Origin of the sequence: Algoriphagus sp., from assembly GCF_024642405.1 — a bacterium.
Lineage (GTDB): Bacteria > Bacteroidota > Bacteroidia > Cytophagales > Cyclobacteriaceae > Algoriphagus.
Genome location: NZ_JAHEBC010000056.1, coordinates 1 through 18259 on the forward strand (window position 1 = coordinate 1; position 18259 = coordinate 18259).

Here is an 18259-nt window from a genome sequence, read left to right on the forward strand (position 1 = left end):
GGAGTAATTTTAGGATCTGATGGTGCTGGAGTAGTTGAGGAAGTAGGAGATGGAGTTGATTTAAATTGGGTTGGAAAAGACGTAATAATCAATCCATCAATCAACTGGGGAGATGATCAAAAAGCTCAAGGCAATGCTTTTGAAATTCTTGGAATGCCGAGAAATGGGACTCTAGCTGAAAAGGTAATTGTACCTGCTGATAGATTGAAATTTAAACCTGAGCATCTCAGTTTTGAAGAGGCGGCGGCTTTGCCGTTGGCAGGACTTACAGCATACAGAGCACTATTTTATCAAGGTCAGCTTAGACCTGAAGATAAGGTTCTGATAACTGGGTTTGGAGGAGGTGTGGCTCAGTTTGCTTTTCAATTTGCTTTTAATGCAGGGGCTGAAGTCTATGCAAGTAGCAGTAAATCTGAAAAACTCGAAAAAGCGATTGAATTGGGGGCAAAAGGAGTATTTAATTATACAGAAGAGAATTGGACTAAAATAGCTTTAGATAAATCCAAGGGTTTTGATTTAGTGATTGATAGTGCAGTTGGCAATACCTTAAACAACTTGATCGATGTGGTTAAACCTGGCGGTAAAATTGTCTTTTATGGTGCTACAAGAGGGAATCCCTCGGAATTAACAGCTCGAAAGATTTTCTGGAATCAATTAAAAATAATCGGTACTACAATGGGTTCAGATCAGGATTTTGAGCATATGATTCAATTTGTCCAAGAAAAGAAAATTAGACCAGTTATAGATCAGGTATTTACATTTGATGAGGCGGAGACTGCGTTTGATAGAATGAAAGAAGGGAAGCAATTGGGAAAAATTGTTTTGAAGCCTTAATCTTTCTCATAAGTTTCCCCGAATTCTTTTTTTGCTATCCTATAAATCTCATTTTTTTCAGGCGGTATTACTAGATAATCACCAAGTCTTAAAATTGTTAGTTCTTTCCAAGGAGCCTCAAATTTCATCGTGTCCTCTTTCCCAAAATGAGATAGGTCATTCTTTTCGATTTGAATAGCGATTACCTTTCCTTTTGGTTGGTAGCAGCCCCAACCATCTTCGAGAGATTGGATAAAAGAATATTTTTTTTCAAAAATTTGAGGTTTAATCAGGTATTGCTCAGAGGAAGAAGTTTGATTTTCTACCAACCAATCTCCTTTCTCAGCTTTGTTTTTAGTCTCATCACCGTCATTAGTCTTAGTTACTATCAAAGAGCCAGGAACCGCTTTTTTTGCTTTAATCAGAGTTTTCTTTTTATAAATAACTCCTTTGGTTTCAAGGATCGGTAAAAAATGATCCAACATTTCTTGCTGAGATATCATAGGAAAAACAGGTTTTATATTTCTTTGAGTCAATTTAATAAATTGATTACCAATTCTTTTGCATCACTTTATCAATTTTATATTAAAGAAAAATTCATCTAAAGAAAATTAAACAATTTTTTTTCTCCTTTTAAATATGAGATCAGAGTTTCCAAAAATGACTGGTGATTTTGTTGTATTGAAAAATATAGGGTGTTTTCACTTTTTTTAATGGTTTTAAAATTTGATCCTAATCAAAATCGTATTCGAATAGAAAGTTTTGATAAGCATTTTTTAATTCATTTAAAGTTTTTATTTCATTCGTTTCATTCGCTAATTTTATTCCTTTTTCATAAATGATTTTAGCCTTTTGAATATTTTCTTTTTGAGTGAAAAAGTGCGCTGCAGTGTAATAGGTGGGTAAATAGTACTCAAAATTGTCTAAAAGCTTATCAAAATTCACTTCTGCTTTTAAGGGGTCTAAATCAAGATATTCAATTGCAAGTGCATACCAATTAAAAGGGTTTTCCGGTTCCTCTATTGTGAATTGTTTTAATAACTCCAACCTACCTAAATTGCCCATAATAGTTTTTTTAATTAGCTCTATACTGTTAATTTCACACGAAATAAATCTAAAATAATCTAATTCTAAACCAATGAAGATTCTTGTTTGTATCACACACGTACCAGATACGACCTCAAAGATTCAGTTTACGGCCGATAATACAAAATTTGACACAACTGGTGTTCAATTTATCATAGGTCCATATGATGATTATGCTCTTGCAAGGGCGGTAGAATTAAGAGATCAGACTGGAGGTAAATTAACAGTTTTAAATGTTGGAGGGACTGAGACTGAACCAACCTTAAGAAAAGCATTGGCAATTGGTGCTGATGAAGCCATCCGAGTAAATTCATTTCCAAAAGATTCGTTTTTTGTAGCGAATCAAATTGCACATTACGCTAAAGAAGGCTCCTATGATTTAATTTTAATGGGACGTGAATCTATAGATTTTAATGGTGGAATGGTTCACGGTATGGTGGGAGAGCTCTTGGGAATTCCTTCTTTTTCGCCTGTCATGAAACTGGATGTTGATGGCAATTCTGTAACAATGGCTAGAGAGATTGAAGGGGGGAAAGAAACATTAGAAGCAAGCCTTCCTTTAATAGCAGGATGTCAAGAACCAATTGCAGAATGGAAAATTCCTAATATGAGAGGAATTATGTCTGCAAGAACAAAGCCATTAAATGTAGTTGAACCAATATCTGAGGAAACTCAAGCGGAAGTTACATCTTATGAATTACCACCAGCAAAAGGTGCTGTTAAATTAATCGATAAAGATAATGTGAGTGAGTTGGTAAAACTCTTAAAAAATGAAGCAAAAGTGCTTTAATTAATTATCTTTAAAAATATATAAATCAAGAATTTATGTCAATTTTAGTATATATAGAACAGTCTGAAGGAAAAGTTAAGAAAACTAGTCTTGAAGCGGTTTCATTTGCAGAGGCTTTAACTTCAAAAACAAATGAAGGAGAAGTAATTGCATTAGCTTTAGGTTCAGTAGAAGATTCAGAACTAGCATTGATCGGAATAGCAGGTGCATCTAAAGTTTTGCATGCAACTGATTCAAGGTTAAATGCAGGGGTTATTCAAGCCCATGCTTCAGCAATAGCCCAGGCCTTTTCAAAAATAGGAGCGAAAACATTGGTTTTGGCTAAATCTTCCTTAGCTGATGCTGTTGCTGCCAGACTTGCAATAAAAATTAATGCAGGATTAGTTTCCAATGTAATTGAATTGCCAAACACAACATCAGGCTATAAAGTTAAAAGGAGTATTTTTACTGGAAAGGCCTTTGCTGAAACGGACCTGACAACAGATAATAAGATACTTGCAATCAAGAAAAATTCTATCACTCTTAAAACGGATGGTTCAAATGCCCCTGTTGAGCAGTTTGAAGTAACACTTTCAGATGATGATTTTGCTTCTAAAATTACCGCAACAGAAAGAGCTACTGGAGAAGTTTTGCTTCCGGAGGCTGATATTGTAGTATCTGGAGGAAGAGGAATGAAAGGTCCTGAAAATTGGGGAATGCTTGAGGATTTGGCAAAAACATTGGGTGCTGCTACTGGTTGTTCCAAACCGGTTTCAGATATAGGATGGAGACCTCATCACGAACATGTAGGGCAAACTGGTGTAAAAGTAGCCCCAAGTTTGTATATAGCAATAGGAATTTCAGGTGCTATTCAACATCTTGCAGGAGTTAATTCTTCTAAGTGCATTGTAGTAATCAACAAAGATCCAGAAGCGCCCTTTTTTAAAGCTGCGGATTATGGAATCGTAGGAGATGCATTTGAAGTGGTACCAAAACTTACAGAGGCGTTAAAAGCTGAATTATAATTTTTGTGGAAAAACTAATAGAACTGGAGATTTTAGGCTTGTCATCAAATCACTCTCAATCAGGGTCATTCACCTTGGTAATGGGAGAGGTAGAAGGAAGTAGAAGATTGCCGATTGTTATTGGAATGTTTGAAGCTCAAGCAATTGCAATAGAAATCGAAAAAATCATTCCCAACCGGCCGATGACGCATGACTTATTTAAGTCTTTTGCCACTAACTTTAATTTTGAAATTGACAAAATTGTTATCTCAGACATGAAGGAAGGTGTTTTCTATGCCAAGATTCAATGTCATAATGAATCTTCCGAAATAGAAATAGACTCTAGACCTTCAGATGCTATTGCAATTGCGGTCAGATTCGATTCTCCAGTCTATTGTTCTGAAAAAGTAATGTCCGAGGCTTCCATAGAAATTTCAGAAGAAGAGAAAAAAGAGGAAAAGTCCACTTCAAAATCCGAATCTCAAAAGTCAAGTTCTAAAAAGGAAAGTTCACTTAAGGATTTCAGTCTTGATAAACTTAATCAAATGCTGGAAAAAGCCATTACTAACGAAGATTATGAAAAAGCAGCCCGGATAAGGGATGAAATAAATAAAAGAAATTGATTCTTTAAAAGCCCGGATTTATCTGGGCTTTTTTCTTGACCTCGACTTAGCTATTTTTGGCTTTTCGATTTAAAATAAGATTCATGGATTATTTGCGGGGTGTCTTGGGACTTGCTGTCATAGTTTTGATAGCTTTTCTTTTTTCAAATAGTAGGAGAAGAATTGACTGGAGGCTTGTAGGAATTGGAATTTTGCTTCAACTGATTTTTGGTTTTTTGATAACCAAGGTTCCTTTCGTCGCCAAAGGTTTCGCTGTACTGAGTGAAGCTTTTGTGAAGTTCTTGAGTTTTAGTAGAGATGGAGCAGCATTTATTTTTGGAGACTTAGCTGGCGATGGCTTTGGATTTATTTTCGCTTTTCAAGTATTACCAACCATTATATTCTTTTCTACTGTTTCTGCAGGATTGTATTATTTAGGAGTTCTTCAAAAGATAGTTTTTGGTATCGCCTGGGTGATGGCTCGCACCATGCGTCTTTCAGGCCCAGAAAGCCTTTCAGCCGCAGGGAATATCTTTTTAGGACAAACTGAAGCTCCATTATTGGTTCGTCCTTTTATTCCTCAAATGAGTAAATCTGAACTGATGTGTTTGATGACAGGTGGAATGGCTACGATTGCTGGCGGAGTATTAGCTGGATACGTGGCATTTTTAGGAGGTGACAGTTTGGAGGAGCAAAGCAAATTTGCAGCCTATTTACTTGGGGCAAGTATAATGAATGCTCCTGCTGCAATAGTTATGTCTAAAATGTTTGTGCCGGAGGAGGAAAAAGAAATCAAACAAGATAAACTTGAAGTTAATGAAGAAGCGATGGGGGTAAACCTAATCGATGCCATGTCTATTGGAGCCTCGGAGGGTTTGAAGCTTGCTTTAAATGTAGGAGCAATGCTTCTGGCATTTATTGCAGTAATCGCAGCTATCAATTATGTTCTAAGTGGATTAATTGGAGAGTATACTGGTTTAAATTCATTGGTCGTATCAAGTACCGGGGGCCAGTTTCAGGGATTTTCCTTGGAATATTTATTTGGTCAGATTTTTCGGGTATTCGCTTGGGTTATTGGAGTTGATTGGGTAGATACCCTTCAAGTAGGAAGTTTATTGGGGCAAAAGACTGTGATCAATGAATTTGTGGCCTATTTAAGTCTTTCGGAAATGAAGGAAATCGGGTCCCTAAATCCCAAATCAATTGTGATTGCTACTTATGCCTTATGTGGATTTTCGAACTTCAGTTCTATTGCTATCCAACTAGGGGGAATTAGTATTATTGCTCCAAATCAACAGGGAAACTTGAGTCGATTGGGACTTAGATCCCTTTTTGCAGCCTCTTTGGCATGTTTGATGACTGCCACTATCGCTGGAATGTTATTTGGATGATCTTGAAAAACAAGTATCAAGATTTAAAAAAATAGAATCAAAAGTTAAAAGCTAAGGTTTCAATCTTTCAAACAAAAAGTGGTCGCAAGCAAGATGCTTATCCACCTCTTTTGCGACCACTTATTTCTTAATAATAAATTCTAATTATTTATCTCCGTAAAGAGCCTTACCAGCCTCTTCATATTTATCACCCGCTACCCACATTGGTTGATAATCTAAATTCCCGATTTTCTGTGCTGCTAGGATATAGGCTTTCCAATAAAGAGTCACATAATCCAAATCAACAGAATCTACTTGATCTCCTGCTTTGTGATAATATTTATTGATTTCGTCATCAAATGCAGTAAATCCTAAACTGAATGTTGGCGCTGGAATCCCTTTAACAGCAAAATTCACATTATCTGAGCGATCATAAAGACCTTGTTCAGGTGCTGGATCGGCTAGCGCTTTTAGCCCAAAATCTTCTACAGCTTCAATGACCATATCATCTCCGGTCGTCCTGCCAAGACCAATTACGGTAATAATGGAAGTGTCATTATAACCAGCACCATCTATATTCAAATTGTATATTATCTGGTTAAGCGGGATCAAGGGGTTATTTGCAAAGTATCTGCTACCTAAAAGTCCTTTTTCTTCAGCTGTCCAAAGTGCCAATAGAATAGATCTTTTTGGAGGATTTTTAGCAAAATACTTAGCAGCATTCATGACAGCTACTGTTCCAATAGCATTATCCCGCGTTCCGTTATAAATAGAATCCCCGCTTTCATCAGGACGCCCGATTCCTACGTGATCATAATGAGCAGATAGCATTACAAATTCATTTTTCAAATCTTTATCTGATCCTTCAATCCAGGCGATGACATTTTTGCCTTCTATTGGTTTATTGGTTTTTCCTTCGATTTGAAGTACTGCTGATTTAGCATTTCCAACAGCTATTTCTTTTGGAAGTACATTGGAAAGGTCTTTCACCCAGATATAAGGTAATTTGCTAGACTCTCCATTGTCAATGCCCATTTGAGAACGGTTTAAATAATTCGCAATCAACTGCCATGGAATTGAAGGGATATTAAAACGCTCAATTAAAGCTACAGCTCCCTGTTTTTTTGCATTTGCGGTTTTTTCACTTCCTAAAGAGAATAAATCATTTGGGCTCATTTTATTTGGGGCTCCTACGCTACTCACAGCGATTTTACCTGTAAGGTCCTTTCCTTCAAAATCAGCAGGAGTTCCAAATCCTACATCTACTAATTGATATGTTCCGCTTAGCGACTCTCCATCCAAAACAAGAAGGTTTTCTCCTTGGATGTATGTGGAATCTCCCATCACGATTTTTCCTTTTGAGGGAGGGGAGGAGAGACGAAATGGGATATTTTGAAAATATCCATCTGCTCCAGGTACTGGTTTGGCTCCAGCTTCTTCTAGTTGTTTTGCAATAAAATCATATGCTAAAGCCATTTCAGGGGTAGCAGGATCTCTGCCTTTTAGCTCATCAGAAGCCAGGTAGGTTAATTCAGAAATTGCGGATTTTTCATCGAATTTTTTATCAATCTTCTTCTTTTGAGCTTCAGCTACAAAAGTCACAGTTAACATGAGGCCAATGCCTAAAAGTGATTTTTTCATATGCTTAATTAAATGTATTTCCTAAAGTAATTCAATTTTACAAAAAGGGAGCTTTTATAACATTAAAAGATGTTCAGACCAGCTGAGTTCTATCATTGTCTTTTGAAAATGTGAAGGTAAAGGAGCTGTTAGACTGATAGGTTTCTTTGAGCGGGGATGCACAAATTCAAGCTTTCTAGCATGCAATAGCAAATTTTCGATCCCAAATTGCTTCTCGAAAAACTGGTTTTGCTTGTTATCACCATGTTTTTTATCTCCCAAGATATAATGTCTCAAATGAGCTAAATGTCTTCTGATTTGATGTGTTCGACCAGTTTCAGGTTTCAATTCCAGTAAACTGTAGCGACTTGTGGCATACCTTCCAGTGGAATTGTAGGGGATTTCAGCTTCTAAAAGAACTTGATAAGATGTTTGGGCTTCTTGCATTCTTCCTGAGCGTTCGCTTTTCAATGGATAATCAATGATGTCAGATTTTATGGAAGGGATTCCTCTTACGATAGCGAAATAGGTTTTTTGGATTGATCGGTCAGCAAATTGCTGTTTCATCAAAGGTAAAACTTCTTCATTCTTTGCAAATAACAAAACTCCACTGGTGGGCCTATCTAATCGATGTACTGGAGAGACATGCTGACCTATTTGATTGCGGAGCATCTGTAAGGCAAAAACTGTTTCACCCGCGGCAATAGAAGTTCTGTGTACAAGAAGTCCAGAAGGCTTATTGATGGCAATGAGATCTTCATCTTCAAATAGAATTTCTAAATCCATATTGGGAAAAAAGTAAGCCAATGTTTCCATTGACTTTCTAACAGTTAATCATTTAAAATATAGTTCCTGAACCTATAGATTCCTCCTCATTATACCAAGCTACGAACTGGCCAGAAGCGACACCTTTTTGAGGTTCATCAAAAATAACATAAAGCCCATTTTCTTTTCGAATCAGTGTCGCCCAAGTTAAAGGTTGTCTGTAACGAATTCTGGTTTTATATCGGGCACTTTCGCCAATGGCTAATGCCAAATCCTCTCTGATCCAATGGATTTGGTCTTTTTCAACGAATAAGCCATTCTTTAGTAATCCCGGATGAGTTTCGCCCAAACCTGTATAAATCACATTTTCTTTTGTATCCGTTGCGATTACAAATAGTGGTTTGCCTGTGCCTCCAACATGCAATCCTTTTCTCTGACCAACCGTAAAATAATGCGCTCCATTATGTTCACCCAATATTTTTCCTTGATTTTGAGAATAATGAAGAGGGAGAGAAATTTTATCCAAGGTTTCTTGATCCCAATCTTCTGCAGGAATTCCAGCCGGTATTTTTTGGCTTTCGAAAACAGGTAGATCTTCAGGAATCTGAATTATTCTTCCTTTTTTTGGTTTCAACTGTTGTTGCAAAAATTCCGGCAAACGTACTTTTCCTATAAAACATAGCCCTTGAGAATCCTTTTTATCAGCAGTGATCAAATCCAATTCTTTTGCAATCTTTCTTACTTCTGGCTTTTGTAAATGGCCAATTGGGAAAAGGGCTTTACTAAGTTGTTCTTGATTGAGTTGACAAAGGAAATAGCTTTGATCCTTATTGGTGTCGGCTCCAGCTAGCAACTGATAAACTGGTTTACCACCAATTTCTATTTCTCCTTTTTGACAATAATGTCCAGTTGCGACAAAATCCGCTTTTAATTTTTTCGCAGCTTTCAGGAAAATATCGAATTTTATTTCTCGATTACAAAGGATGTCAGGATTGGGGGTTCTGCCCACTTTATATTCTCCAAACATGTAGTCTACAATCCTTTCTCGATACTCTTCACTCAGATCGATTGCCTGGAAAGGTATTCCTAATTTTTCAGCCACTAGCATGGCATCTGTGGAATCTTCCATCCAGGGACATTCATTGGAAATGGTAACGGATTCATCGTGCCAGTTCTTCATAAACATCCCGATGACTTCGTAGCCTTGCTCGAGTAGGAGATGAGCTGCTACGGAACTGTCGACTCCTCCAGAAAGACCGACAACTACTCTAGGTTTTGTTTTCATGTATTGTAATAATTAATGGATTCAAGGTCCATTAGGTTACAGATGAGATAAGAACTTCAATTTTTAATAATTGGTTCTTCATTTGCAAAGTTAAGAAATTGGGGAATGAAAATGGGAAATTGATTCTTCCCTAAGAATGATTGATATTTCCCTTAAAATGAGTTAGTTTATTTAATACCCTACAGCTTTATCGTCTCCTCTAGGATCAGCACCCCCTTCTAATTTTCCATCTGGAAGAACTAAAATAGCATCGACTTTACCAATTATTGGATTGTTGTTTTCTAATATGATATAACCTTTTGATTTTAAAGTATTCAAAAGTGTGGTATCGAATGAATCTGGTTCAAAACTTACCATATCGGGAAGCCATTGATGATGAAATCGAGGAGCTTCAACTGCTTCCTGCATTCCCATATCAAACTCATAAACATTGAGAATTGTCTGTAAAACAGATGTGATAATTGTGGAACCACCTGGTGTACCAACCACCATCCAGAGTTTACCATTCTTTTCCACTATGGTTGGTGTCATACTACTTAGCATTCGTTTACCAGGCTGGATACTGTTCGCCTCTGCTCCAATTAATCCAAACATATTTGGAACACCTGCCTTTGAACTGAAATCATCCATTTCATTATTCATAAAAAACCCTAATTCATCAATGTACACTTTAGAACCATAGGCACCATTTAACGTTGTAGTGACTGAAACAGCATTTCCATCCGCATCAATAATGGAATAATGCGTTGTTTCCATACTTTCTGCAAATTCAATCTTTCCTTCAGCGATATCTTCTGATTTAGTTGCGTGATCATAAGAAAAGTTGTCCATCCTTGATTTCAAATAATCGTCAGATATCAGATCCTCAGTTGGAATACTTACGAAATCCGGATCTCCTAAAAAGAAATTTCTATCAGCATAGGCTCTTCTTTCTGCCTCTACTAAAAGTTGAATATGCTCTGGACTATGATGTTTCAAACTTTTTAAATCATAAGGTTCAATCATTCCGAAAATCTGAGCTAGAGTTATTCCGCCAGAGCTAGGAGGTGCCATCGAAATGATCCTTAGGTTTTTATAATTGAATACAACTGGTTCTCTCCATGCTGCCTCATATGAGGCTAAATCCTCTTCAGTAATAATTCCTCCCATATCTAAAATATGCTTGGAAAGTATTTTACCTGTTTCCCCTTTATAAAATTCATCTTTACCACCTTTTGCGATTCTTCTAAGAGTTTCAGCTAAAATTGGAAACTTTAGCGTGTCTCCTTCACTGATTTTCTTTGAAAAATATGTTTCTGGGCCATTAACCTCAATAAAAGTTTCTCTTAATCTTTCTAACCTAGTTGCTTGATTGGAAGTAGCGATATATCCCTTTTCTGCAAGTTCTATAACTGGTGATAGAACTTCAGAAGGACTAAGTTTACCAAATCTTTCTTGTGCTGTAAAAATCCCTGAAATAGTTCCAGGAACTCCCGAAGCCATTGCTCCCTTTGTACTCAAACCAGGTATTACATTTCCTTCTTCATCCAAATACATATCTCTAAATGCTGCCGAAGGTGCTTTTTCCCTATAATCCAAAGAACCAACGGTACCATCAGCCATACGGTAAACCATAAATCCTCCGCCACCAAGATTTCCTGCAAAAGGATAAATTACAGCAAGTGCCATTTCTGTGGCCATCATGGCATCAAAAGCGTTTCCACCTTTTTTGATGATTTCTAAGCCAATTTTTGAAGCTTCCTCACGAGCAGAAACAACCATTGCATTTTCTGCAACTGTCCCCTTTATTTCATGTATCTCACTTTTCTTTCCCCCACAGGAGAAAAAAGAAAAAGAAAGAATAGTCACATAAAATAAGATGGTTTTAAATTTTGAAAAGACTTTCATTAATCCTCTAAAAGCGTGCTGTTGAATAACTTTAAAATACGTTTGTACTCATCTGTCCAAGAACTAGGTTCAACAAAACCATGATCCTCTACTGGATAAATAGCCATTTCCCAATTATCTTTCCCTAACTCGATGAGCCTTTGCGAAAGTCTAACTACATCCTGAAAATGAACATTAACATCCACCATGCCATGTGCCATTAATAAATTTCCTTTTAAACCTTCCGCAAAATAAATAGGACCGGATCTCCTATATGCAATGGGGTCTTCTTCAGGCGTATTAAGAATATTTGAGGTATAGCCATGATTATAATGTGCCCAATCAGTTACAGATCTTAATGCAGCGCCGGATTTAAAGACATCGGATTCATTAAATAATGCCATTAAAGTGATAAAGCCACCATAACTTCCACCATAAATTCCAATTCTATCAGCATCCACTCCCTGAGAAGCTACTAAATATTTTGCTCCATCTACTTGATCTGAAAGGTCCTTTCCACCCATATGACGATAGATTCCAGTTCTCCAATCTCTACCATAACCTGCACTTGCTCTATAATCAATATCTAAGACTGTATATCCCAGATCTGTTAAGAGATTATGGAACATGTATTCTCTGAAATAACTACTCCACCATTTATGGACATTTTGAAGATATCCGGCGCCATGTACAAATATTACTGCAGCTCCATTCTTTTTTGCTGGATCAGGAGAGTACAATCTTGCAGGTACTTGAGCACCATCTTCTGCGGTAAACTTCACTATCTGTGGATCTCTCCATTCATAGGATTTAAATTCCTCGGATTGACCTGAAGTTAATTGAATTGGTTTAGCCCCAACTTTATTGTCTTGAATGTATAACTCGGTTGGTTTATTACTATAGGAGTAAAGAATTGCCAATTTCTTTTCATCTGGCGAAAGTGTTACATCATTGTTTCCAGTCATGGTAGTCAATTTGTCCATTTTACCACCCATCAAAGGCATTTTATAAAAATGTCTCTCTCCAGGATCAACTTCAGAAGTTGTCAAATACCAAGATTTATTGTCTTTGGAAATAAATGGATCAAAGACTTCATATTTACCTGAGGTCAAAGCTGTTTTTTTACCGGATTCTACATCCATTAAATACAAATGAGAATAACCTGTAGCTTCTGATTGAAAGTAGATATGCTTATTGTCTGGCAACCAACCTAGTGTTCCTCCAGAAAATGAAAAACCCATGCCTGGCCCAGCAATCCAAGCCTCATCTCTTTGTCTATCCAAGGTGGTTAATTCCCCAGTTGTCAAATCAATCAAAGATATCCATCTGTCTTTATTGTCATTGGATCTGATATTGATGATTGCTTTTTTTCCATCCTTTGAAAAATAAGGTTGTGAAAGGATCACAGTTCTTTCTTTCTCTTCCCAGGTTTTCTCTGGATAATCCTTAACATAATCAGGTAAGTCTTTTATCCCGGGCAAACCAGAGGTACTGATAAAATAAACTGTGTCTCTTTGCAAATCATAAATCCCAACTTCAACAGTAGTCGGTTCATTTCCGACTTTTGATCTTGCATTTAATTCAGTCGTATAGCCAGAAGCATCTACATAGTCCGGAACTTTCGTGTTTTTGTTAGACCCTCTATTGTAATATGAAAAAGTCGCGAAATTTCCATCAGGGGATAAGGAAAGATTTACAGGGTTTTTACCTTCTGTATAGTAAGTGAATTCCGCATCATCATTATCTGCAATTGCTTCTCTATATTCTCTACTCGCTTTCTGGGCATCTTTTCTTTCTTTGACTATTTTAAGCAAATCTAGATTATCTTTTTCCAGAAATTCTAATTCCTCTTCTTTTGCATTTGATTTGTTTGAAGATGGCTTTGAACCGGAACTAATATTTGTGACTTTTTCAACATTTCCTGAAGTTCTATTCAGGACAAAAATATTTCCATCGGAATTGAAAGCAATTAAGTTTTCATCAGCCAAAAAACTAGGATTTGAAATGTTTTGAAACCATTCCAAAATTATATTGCTATTGTTTTTCGATAAATCCTCAAGGATGATTTTTCTATCTTTAAGATAAAGACGAAGCGTTTTATCCGAATTTAAAGAAGAGGAATTCTTACGAAGGGATTTCTCTTCTGGCCAAGGTACTTTTGTAATCTTGGAGTCCGTGAGATTTATCTTATAAAGTGAATCAGCAGGATCATTTTCAGAATTGTATTTAAAATAGACTTGCTGGCTATCATCATTCCATCGAACGGATGAAGGGAAAGTACCCATCCATTTGGGATCTCGCATGATATACTCAACCGATAAACTGCTCTGTGCGTGAAGTTCAGTTAAGGCAATAAATAAGAGAGGCAGAAAAAAGAGTTTTCGCTGCATAAGAATTTAGCTAATGGTTAATGATTTTATTTAATTGTTTCTATGAACTTGTTAAGTTCTAAAGTGATCAAATCTAATTGCTCTTGAAGGATACTATTAAGTTCTTCAGAGGATTCAATATCTTTTTCTATTTCTTCAAGAATTTTCCTACTCTTCATTGCTCCTATATAACTCATTGTAGGTTTTGCTTTGTGACACCTTTTTTTTATTGTCTCAAAATCCTTCAAACCGTAAAATTTATCTAATTCTTTCAATTCTCGAATATTAGTATCAAGAATGATTTGAAGCATCTCTTTCGTCATTTCAGGGTCATCATCTCCAAAATACTGATATATAGATTGTTCACTAATAATTTGATACATAATAGGGTTCAAAAGAGTATAAAATGAAAAAGCTTTGTTTGGTACAACTTTTTAAAATTATAAACATTTTTCAATTTGTTTGTTTCAAAAAGTTATGATTTAATAGTTATTTCTAATTTTTGTTTAGAACAATTGGCTTTTTATTTGATTTAGTAGTTTAAATAGAACTTCTAATTAAAATGGGTTCTTTAACTACATTTCATAATTTTGTGTCGATAAAAAGGATGTTTTAGGTATGAAGCGAAATAAAAAAATCTTTTTGATTCTTTTTGTGATTTTCATGTTGATTATGGGGTGGATTGGTTATGATATTTCTACACGGACTACTTTCCCTGGGTCTAAAGGAAATCTAAAAGAGAGAATTACCTCGGGGGAGGAAACAAAATAAATATGACAGGAAAGAAAATTGATGTTGATAAACTGGATTTAGAGGAAATGAGAGATAAAATTGCTCAGAATCCTGGAATGCTTCCCTATGCGCACCATTCTGGAAGCGCAATTGTAAAGCCTGAGGATCTAGGTAAAATTACTGGAAGGGCAATTGCTGCAATGCAAAGTCAAACAGACATGCAAATGTCACAGATTTACCAGCAAATGCAATTATTGGCTGAGCAAGCAAAAACCATTCAAGCGAGAGTTGAATATTCTGAGCGAATTTATAACGCTCAGGTTTCATTTGAACCATTGATCAATCACCATTATTATTTATATCAAAAAGAGGATGGTACCGATTTTTTAAGTATGATTTCTCCTGATGAATGGGGAAGGAAAAAAAGATCAAATATTTTTTTGGCTGAGGTAAAATTATTAGCTGATCACACTTGGGAAATAATTAGAGAAAATTAAAACAAGCATGGATAACCTGATTACTCGCCAACTTCAAATGATTTTAAAAGAAGGAGAAGTTGAGTTTGAAAGGGATTTTGAATTAGAGATCAATTCAGATTTTTTAGATATAAAAGGGAAAGGTTGGTTAGCGGAAATTTATGAAGATCTCGAAGGAGATGGACCAATTCCATTGTTACATAAATTAAAATTTGATTTCAAAATTAAAAGAAATCTAATCTTATATGATGAAGAAATTCACTTCAATAGATATAGATTAATTTCTTTAAGATCAGATTTTTATAACCATTTCAATTTGCCATTTTATGAGGCTTATAAAAGACTATGTAGAACTTATGAAAAGGACTGCCTGAAAGTTGGTCTCCAAGAAAGGCTTTGGAATGGTCCTCCAATTGCAAAGCATAGTTTCGGTGAAGCTAATGAGATTGGTGATTTTTCCGGAACAGGTGCTACAGGTTGGAAACTCTTAGCTTATAACGATGCTCAAATAGATGTTCAGACAAGACTTCATGGATATAAATTAATTCGTTTGAACCCTTACGAAACGCTAATGACTGGTGGCTCTTTGAAAAGACTTGATCATCTTTTAATGAACCCTAAAGAAGAGCAGCGAAAAATCCTTGTGAACTGGTTATTGCGAAAGTTGGAATAGATTTTTAGCTAAAAAGACCAAATATTTCTCTATCAACTTTCTCTACTACAAAGGAGAAATCATCTGGGTTTTCAACAAAATCAAGCTGGTTGACATCGATAATTAGTAGCTTTCCTTCTTTATAATTATCTATCCATTGTTCGTAGTGCTGGTTTAGATTTTTTAAATAATCTATCCGCATAGTCGTTTCATAAGTCCTTCCTCGTTTTTCGATTTGACCTACTAATTTGGGAATATCTGCTTTTAAATAAATTAAGAGATCAGGAGCTTTGACATGATCTATCATACTATCGAACAAACTTCGATAATTTTCATAATCCCTTTCAGTCATTAAACCACTCTTATGTAAGTTGGCTGCGAAAATATAAGCGTCTTCATAAATGGTTCTATCCTGAATGAAATCATATTTATTTTCCTGAATTTTCTTTATTTGATTAAATCTTGAATTCAGGAAATAAACCTGAAGATGAAAAGCCCATCTTTTCATATCTTCATAAAAATCAGGTAAATAGGGGTTATTTTCAACTGATTCAAATTCAGCCTTCCAGCCGTAATGCTTGGCAAGTTTCTCAGTCAGAGTGGTTTTGCCACTTCCAATATTCCCAGATACTGCAATATGCATGGTATGATAAAAATTGGTTTATTTGGAAAATCTAGGAGAGACTACTAAATCTTTACTGCCTTTCGTGTACTTATAAAAGCCTTCACCGGTTTTTACTCCTTTAAATCCTGCTTCTACCATATTGACCAATAAGGGGCATGGGGCATATTTAGGATTTCCAAAACCATCATGCAAGACTTTCAGAATTGATAAGCAAACATCTAAACCAATAAAATCGGCTAATTGGAGTGGCCCCATAGGATGAGCCATACCTAGTTTCATTACAGTATCGATTTCTTGAATCCCTGCCACTCCCTCATATAAACTATAAATTGCTTCATTGATCATAGGCATCAAAATTCTATTTGCAATAAAACCTGGATAATCATTTACTTCCACAGGATCTTTAGAAAGATTGGAAGAGAGAGTCATGATTTGTTTGGTAATCTCATCAGAGGTAGCATAACCTCTGATTACTTCCACCAATTTCATCACTGGAACTGGATTCATAAAATGCATACCTATGACTTGAGATGCTCTATTTGTGACAGAAGCTATTTTAGTAATAGAGATGGAAGAAGTATTCGTTGCAAGAATTGTTTCAGCTGGGCATAATTGGTCTAATTGTCGGAAAAGATCCAGTTTAACCTCCATATTTTCTGTAGCTGCCTCAATCACAAGATCCGCTGATTTTACTCCTTCGGATAATCCAGTAAAAGTTTGGATGTTCGAAAGTGCTGAAGTTTTTTCAGATTCTATAATCAAACCTTTTGATACCTGTCTATCTAGGTTTTTGGAAATTGTCGCTAATGCTTTATCCAGAAAATCTTGTTTTAAGTCAATTAATGAAACTTCAAATCCATGCTGGGCAAAAACATGTGCTATTCCATTTCCCATTGTGCCAGAGCCTATTACAGATATTTTTTTCATCGATCAAAAATGTTTATTTAATATTTGGGTTTATTAGATTATTACTTTTCAATTGAATGGTCAAAGCTAGTTCGATCAGATGCGAATTCCAATTTTTGGATTGAGCTTATCCGACTTTGAATGTCAGAAATTCTTAAAGCTCCAAATAGAATTATGTCTACCTTTGTAACATGAAAGAACTTGGTTTGATTAGTACACTTACAATAAATCGATTTACAGATTTTGGAGCCTATTTAGCACTTAGCTCAGGAGAGGAAGTACTATTGCCGAAAGGGTATTTATTAGGTGATGAAAAAGAGGGAGAAGAGATAGCTGTTTTTGTTTATACTGATAGTGAGGATAGGCCGGTTGCTGTTACTGAAAGCCCAAAAGCTTTATTAGACGAGTTTGCTGTTCTTGAAGCGAAGGAAATAGCTCCTTTTGGAGTATTCATGGATTGGGGTTTACCAAAGGATTTGTTAGTTCCAAAAGCTGAGATGGGTCAAAATATGGTTCCAGGTAAAAAGTACTTGGTTAAAATCTGTGTTGACTTTCAGACGAATCGGCTTATTGGTGTTAACAAGTATCGGGATTTTATATCTGATGCCCCTAAAGATTATGTTTTAGGAACTGAAGTTTCCGGATTGGTATTCGATAAAACTGACCTTGGCTATAAAGTCCTTATTGAGGATAAATACGAAGGACTGGTTTTTTCGAATGAAGTATTCCAACCGATAGAAGTGGGGGATTTGAGAAAGTTTTTTGTAAAGAAAAGAAGGGATGATGGTAAGGTAGATTTACAATTGCTACCTCCGGGAAGAGTAAAATATGACAAGGGCTCTGAATTGATTTTATCTCTTTTAGAAGAGAAAGCTTTTTTGCCTTTACATGATAAATCAGCCCCTGAAGAAATTCAAAAAGAATTGGGCATGAGCAAAAAACACTTTAAACAGTGCATAGGTCAATTATATAAAGCTGGTAAAATTAATATTTTAGAAAATGGTATTGCTATGAATTCCTCTAATTGAGTTTTAGAATATCACTAGGTGTTCTACAAAGAATTGCCTTATTCCTTAGAACCGCAATCGGGGATTTAATTAAGTGAGGGTTTCTGACTAGAATATTTAGCCAACTTTCCTCATCCCAACTTCTGCCAGCTATTTTTGATTGATAATCTGGATGAGCTTTATTTAAAAGGTCTTTTGCTCTGAGGTTAAGTTTCAATAACATACTATTCCATTGCGTTGTAGTTATTCTTTCCTTTACAACGTCAATTTGATTAATAAACCTCGCAACAGAATGTGCATAGGCTAAAGTTT

The 18259-nt window shown here is 35.9% G+C and carries 20 protein-coding genes; 9 read left to right on the forward strand and 11 right to left on the reverse strand.

All coding sequences use genetic code 11. The features are described 5' to 3' along the window. The coding region (locus tag Q0L68_RS06540) for a zinc-binding dehydrogenase (protein ID WP_296700968.1) at positions 1 to 834 on the forward strand (834 nt) is incomplete at its 5' end. Here the strand turns inward: Q0L68_RS06540 and Q0L68_RS06545 are convergent. Then, the gene (locus Q0L68_RS06545) at positions 831 to 1316 is read right to left on the reverse strand and encodes a hypothetical protein (protein WP_296700969.1); all 486 of its coding nucleotides are present in this window, start codon (positions 1314 to 1316) and stop codon (positions 831 to 833) included. The two genes, Q0L68_RS06540 and Q0L68_RS06545, sit on opposite strands and share 4 nt — an antisense overlap. 229 nt (positions 1317 to 1545) lie before the next feature. Further along, positions 1546 to 1878, reverse strand: a complete 333-nt coding sequence (locus Q0L68_RS06550) for a tetratricopeptide repeat protein (protein WP_296700971.1) — start codon at positions 1876 to 1878, stop codon at positions 1546 to 1548. 73 nt (positions 1879 to 1951) lie between these two features. On the opposite strand from Q0L68_RS06550, the gene Q0L68_RS06555 reads away from it, so the two are divergent. From Q0L68_RS06555 to Q0L68_RS06570, 4 genes are all read left to right on the forward strand, one after another. Then, positions 1952 to 2689 carry an electron transfer flavoprotein subunit beta/FixA family protein gene (locus Q0L68_RS06555; RefSeq protein ID WP_296700972.1) on the forward strand — a complete coding sequence of 246 codons (738 nt, stop codon included), beginning with the start codon at positions 1952 to 1954 and terminating at the stop codon, positions 2687 to 2689. A gap of 35 nt (positions 2690 to 2724) precedes the next feature. Next, on the forward strand, positions 2725 to 3693 hold the full coding sequence (locus tag Q0L68_RS06560) for an electron transfer flavoprotein subunit alpha/FixB family protein (RefSeq protein WP_296700974.1): 969 nt from the start codon (positions 2725 to 2727) through the stop codon (positions 3691 to 3693). Between the two features lie 5 nt (positions 3694 to 3698). Then, positions 3699 to 4295, forward strand: coding sequence for a bifunctional nuclease family protein (locus tag Q0L68_RS06565; protein WP_296700978.1), 597 nt, complete (start codon positions 3699 to 3701; stop codon positions 4293 to 4295). 83 nt (positions 4296 to 4378) lie between these two features. Further along, on the forward strand, positions 4379 to 5665 hold the full coding sequence (locus Q0L68_RS06570; protein ID WP_296700980.1) for a nucleoside transporter C-terminal domain-containing protein: 1287 nt from the start codon (positions 4379 to 4381) through the stop codon (positions 5663 to 5665). A 144-nt stretch (positions 5666 to 5809) separates the two neighbouring features. On the opposite strand, the gene Q0L68_RS06575 is transcribed toward Q0L68_RS06570, so the two are convergent. The 6 genes from Q0L68_RS06575 to Q0L68_RS06600 form a co-directional block, all read right to left on the reverse strand. Continuing rightward, positions 5810 to 7285, reverse strand: coding sequence for a M28 family peptidase (locus Q0L68_RS06575; protein ID WP_296700983.1), 1476 nt, complete (start codon positions 7283 to 7285; stop codon positions 5810 to 5812). 54 nt (positions 7286 to 7339) lie between these two features. Beyond that, complete coding sequence (locus Q0L68_RS06580; RefSeq protein ID WP_296700985.1) at positions 7340 to 8080, reverse strand: RluA family pseudouridine synthase; 741 nt, start codon at positions 8078 to 8080, stop codon at positions 7340 to 7342. A 22-nt stretch (positions 8081 to 8102) separates the two neighbouring features. Continuing rightward, positions 8103 to 9314, reverse strand: a complete 1212-nt coding sequence (gene mnmA / locus Q0L68_RS06585; RefSeq protein WP_296700987.1) for a tRNA 2-thiouridine(34) synthase MnmA — start codon at positions 9312 to 9314, stop codon at positions 8103 to 8105. Positions 9315 to 9485: 171 nt separating this feature from the next. Continuing rightward, positions 9486 to 11162 (reverse strand): gamma-glutamyltransferase, encoded by a 1677-nt coding sequence (ggt, locus tag Q0L68_RS06590; protein ID WP_366938360.1) that lies wholly within the window; start codon positions 11160 to 11162, stop codon positions 9486 to 9488. 38 nt (positions 11163 to 11200) lie between these two features. After that, on the reverse strand, positions 11201 to 13570 hold the full coding sequence (locus Q0L68_RS06595; RefSeq protein WP_296700989.1) for a prolyl oligopeptidase family serine peptidase: 2370 nt from the start codon (positions 13568 to 13570) through the stop codon (positions 11201 to 11203). Between the two features lie 26 nt (positions 13571 to 13596). Continuing rightward, positions 13597 to 13932, reverse strand: a complete 336-nt coding sequence (locus Q0L68_RS06600) for an Hpt domain-containing protein (protein WP_296700991.1) — start codon at positions 13930 to 13932, stop codon at positions 13597 to 13599. A 235-nt stretch (positions 13933 to 14167) separates the two neighbouring features. Between Q0L68_RS06600 and Q0L68_RS06605 the strand changes: the two genes are divergently transcribed. Genes Q0L68_RS06605 through Q0L68_RS06615 form a run of 3 tightly spaced genes read left to right on the forward strand, consistent with a single transcriptional unit; the run spans position 14168 to position 15430 of the window. Beyond that, positions 14168 to 14320 carry a hypothetical protein gene (locus Q0L68_RS06605; RefSeq protein WP_296700993.1) on the forward strand — a complete coding sequence of 51 codons (153 nt, stop codon included), beginning with the start codon at positions 14168 to 14170 and terminating at the stop codon, positions 14318 to 14320. Positions 14321 to 14322: 2 nt separating this feature from the next. Beyond that, on the forward strand, positions 14323 to 14778 hold the full coding sequence (locus Q0L68_RS06610; protein ID WP_296700995.1) for a DUF2452 domain-containing protein: 456 nt from the start codon (positions 14323 to 14325) through the stop codon (positions 14776 to 14778). Between the two features lie 7 nt (positions 14779 to 14785). After that, a complete protein-coding gene (locus tag Q0L68_RS06615) occupies positions 14786 to 15430 on the forward strand; it encodes a hypothetical protein (protein ID WP_296700997.1) in 645 nt (214 codons plus the stop codon). Between the two features lie 4 nt (positions 15431 to 15434). Here the strand turns inward: Q0L68_RS06615 and Q0L68_RS06620 are convergent, their stop codons facing one another. Both Q0L68_RS06620 and Q0L68_RS06625 read right to left on the reverse strand, forming a co-directional pair. Beyond that, complete coding sequence (locus tag Q0L68_RS06620) at positions 15435 to 16052, reverse strand: deoxynucleoside kinase (protein WP_296700999.1); 618 nt, start codon at positions 16050 to 16052, stop codon at positions 15435 to 15437. A gap of 18 nt (positions 16053 to 16070) precedes the next feature. Next, positions 16071 to 16961, reverse strand: a complete 891-nt coding sequence (locus tag Q0L68_RS06625; protein ID WP_296701001.1) for a 3-hydroxyacyl-CoA dehydrogenase family protein — start codon at positions 16959 to 16961, stop codon at positions 16071 to 16073. Between the two features lie 170 nt (positions 16962 to 17131). On the opposite strand from Q0L68_RS06625, the gene Q0L68_RS06630 reads away from it, so the two are divergent. Then, a complete protein-coding gene (locus Q0L68_RS06630; RefSeq protein WP_296701003.1) occupies positions 17132 to 17968 on the forward strand; it encodes a S1-like domain-containing RNA-binding protein in 837 nt (278 codons plus the stop codon). On the opposite strand, the gene Q0L68_RS06635 is transcribed toward Q0L68_RS06630, so the two are convergent. Continuing rightward, positions 17961 to 18259 (reverse strand): ArsC/Spx/MgsR family protein (locus Q0L68_RS06635; protein WP_296701005.1); only part of this gene is annotated, 299 nt, incomplete at its 5' end. The genes Q0L68_RS06630 and Q0L68_RS06635 overlap by 8 nt on opposite strands.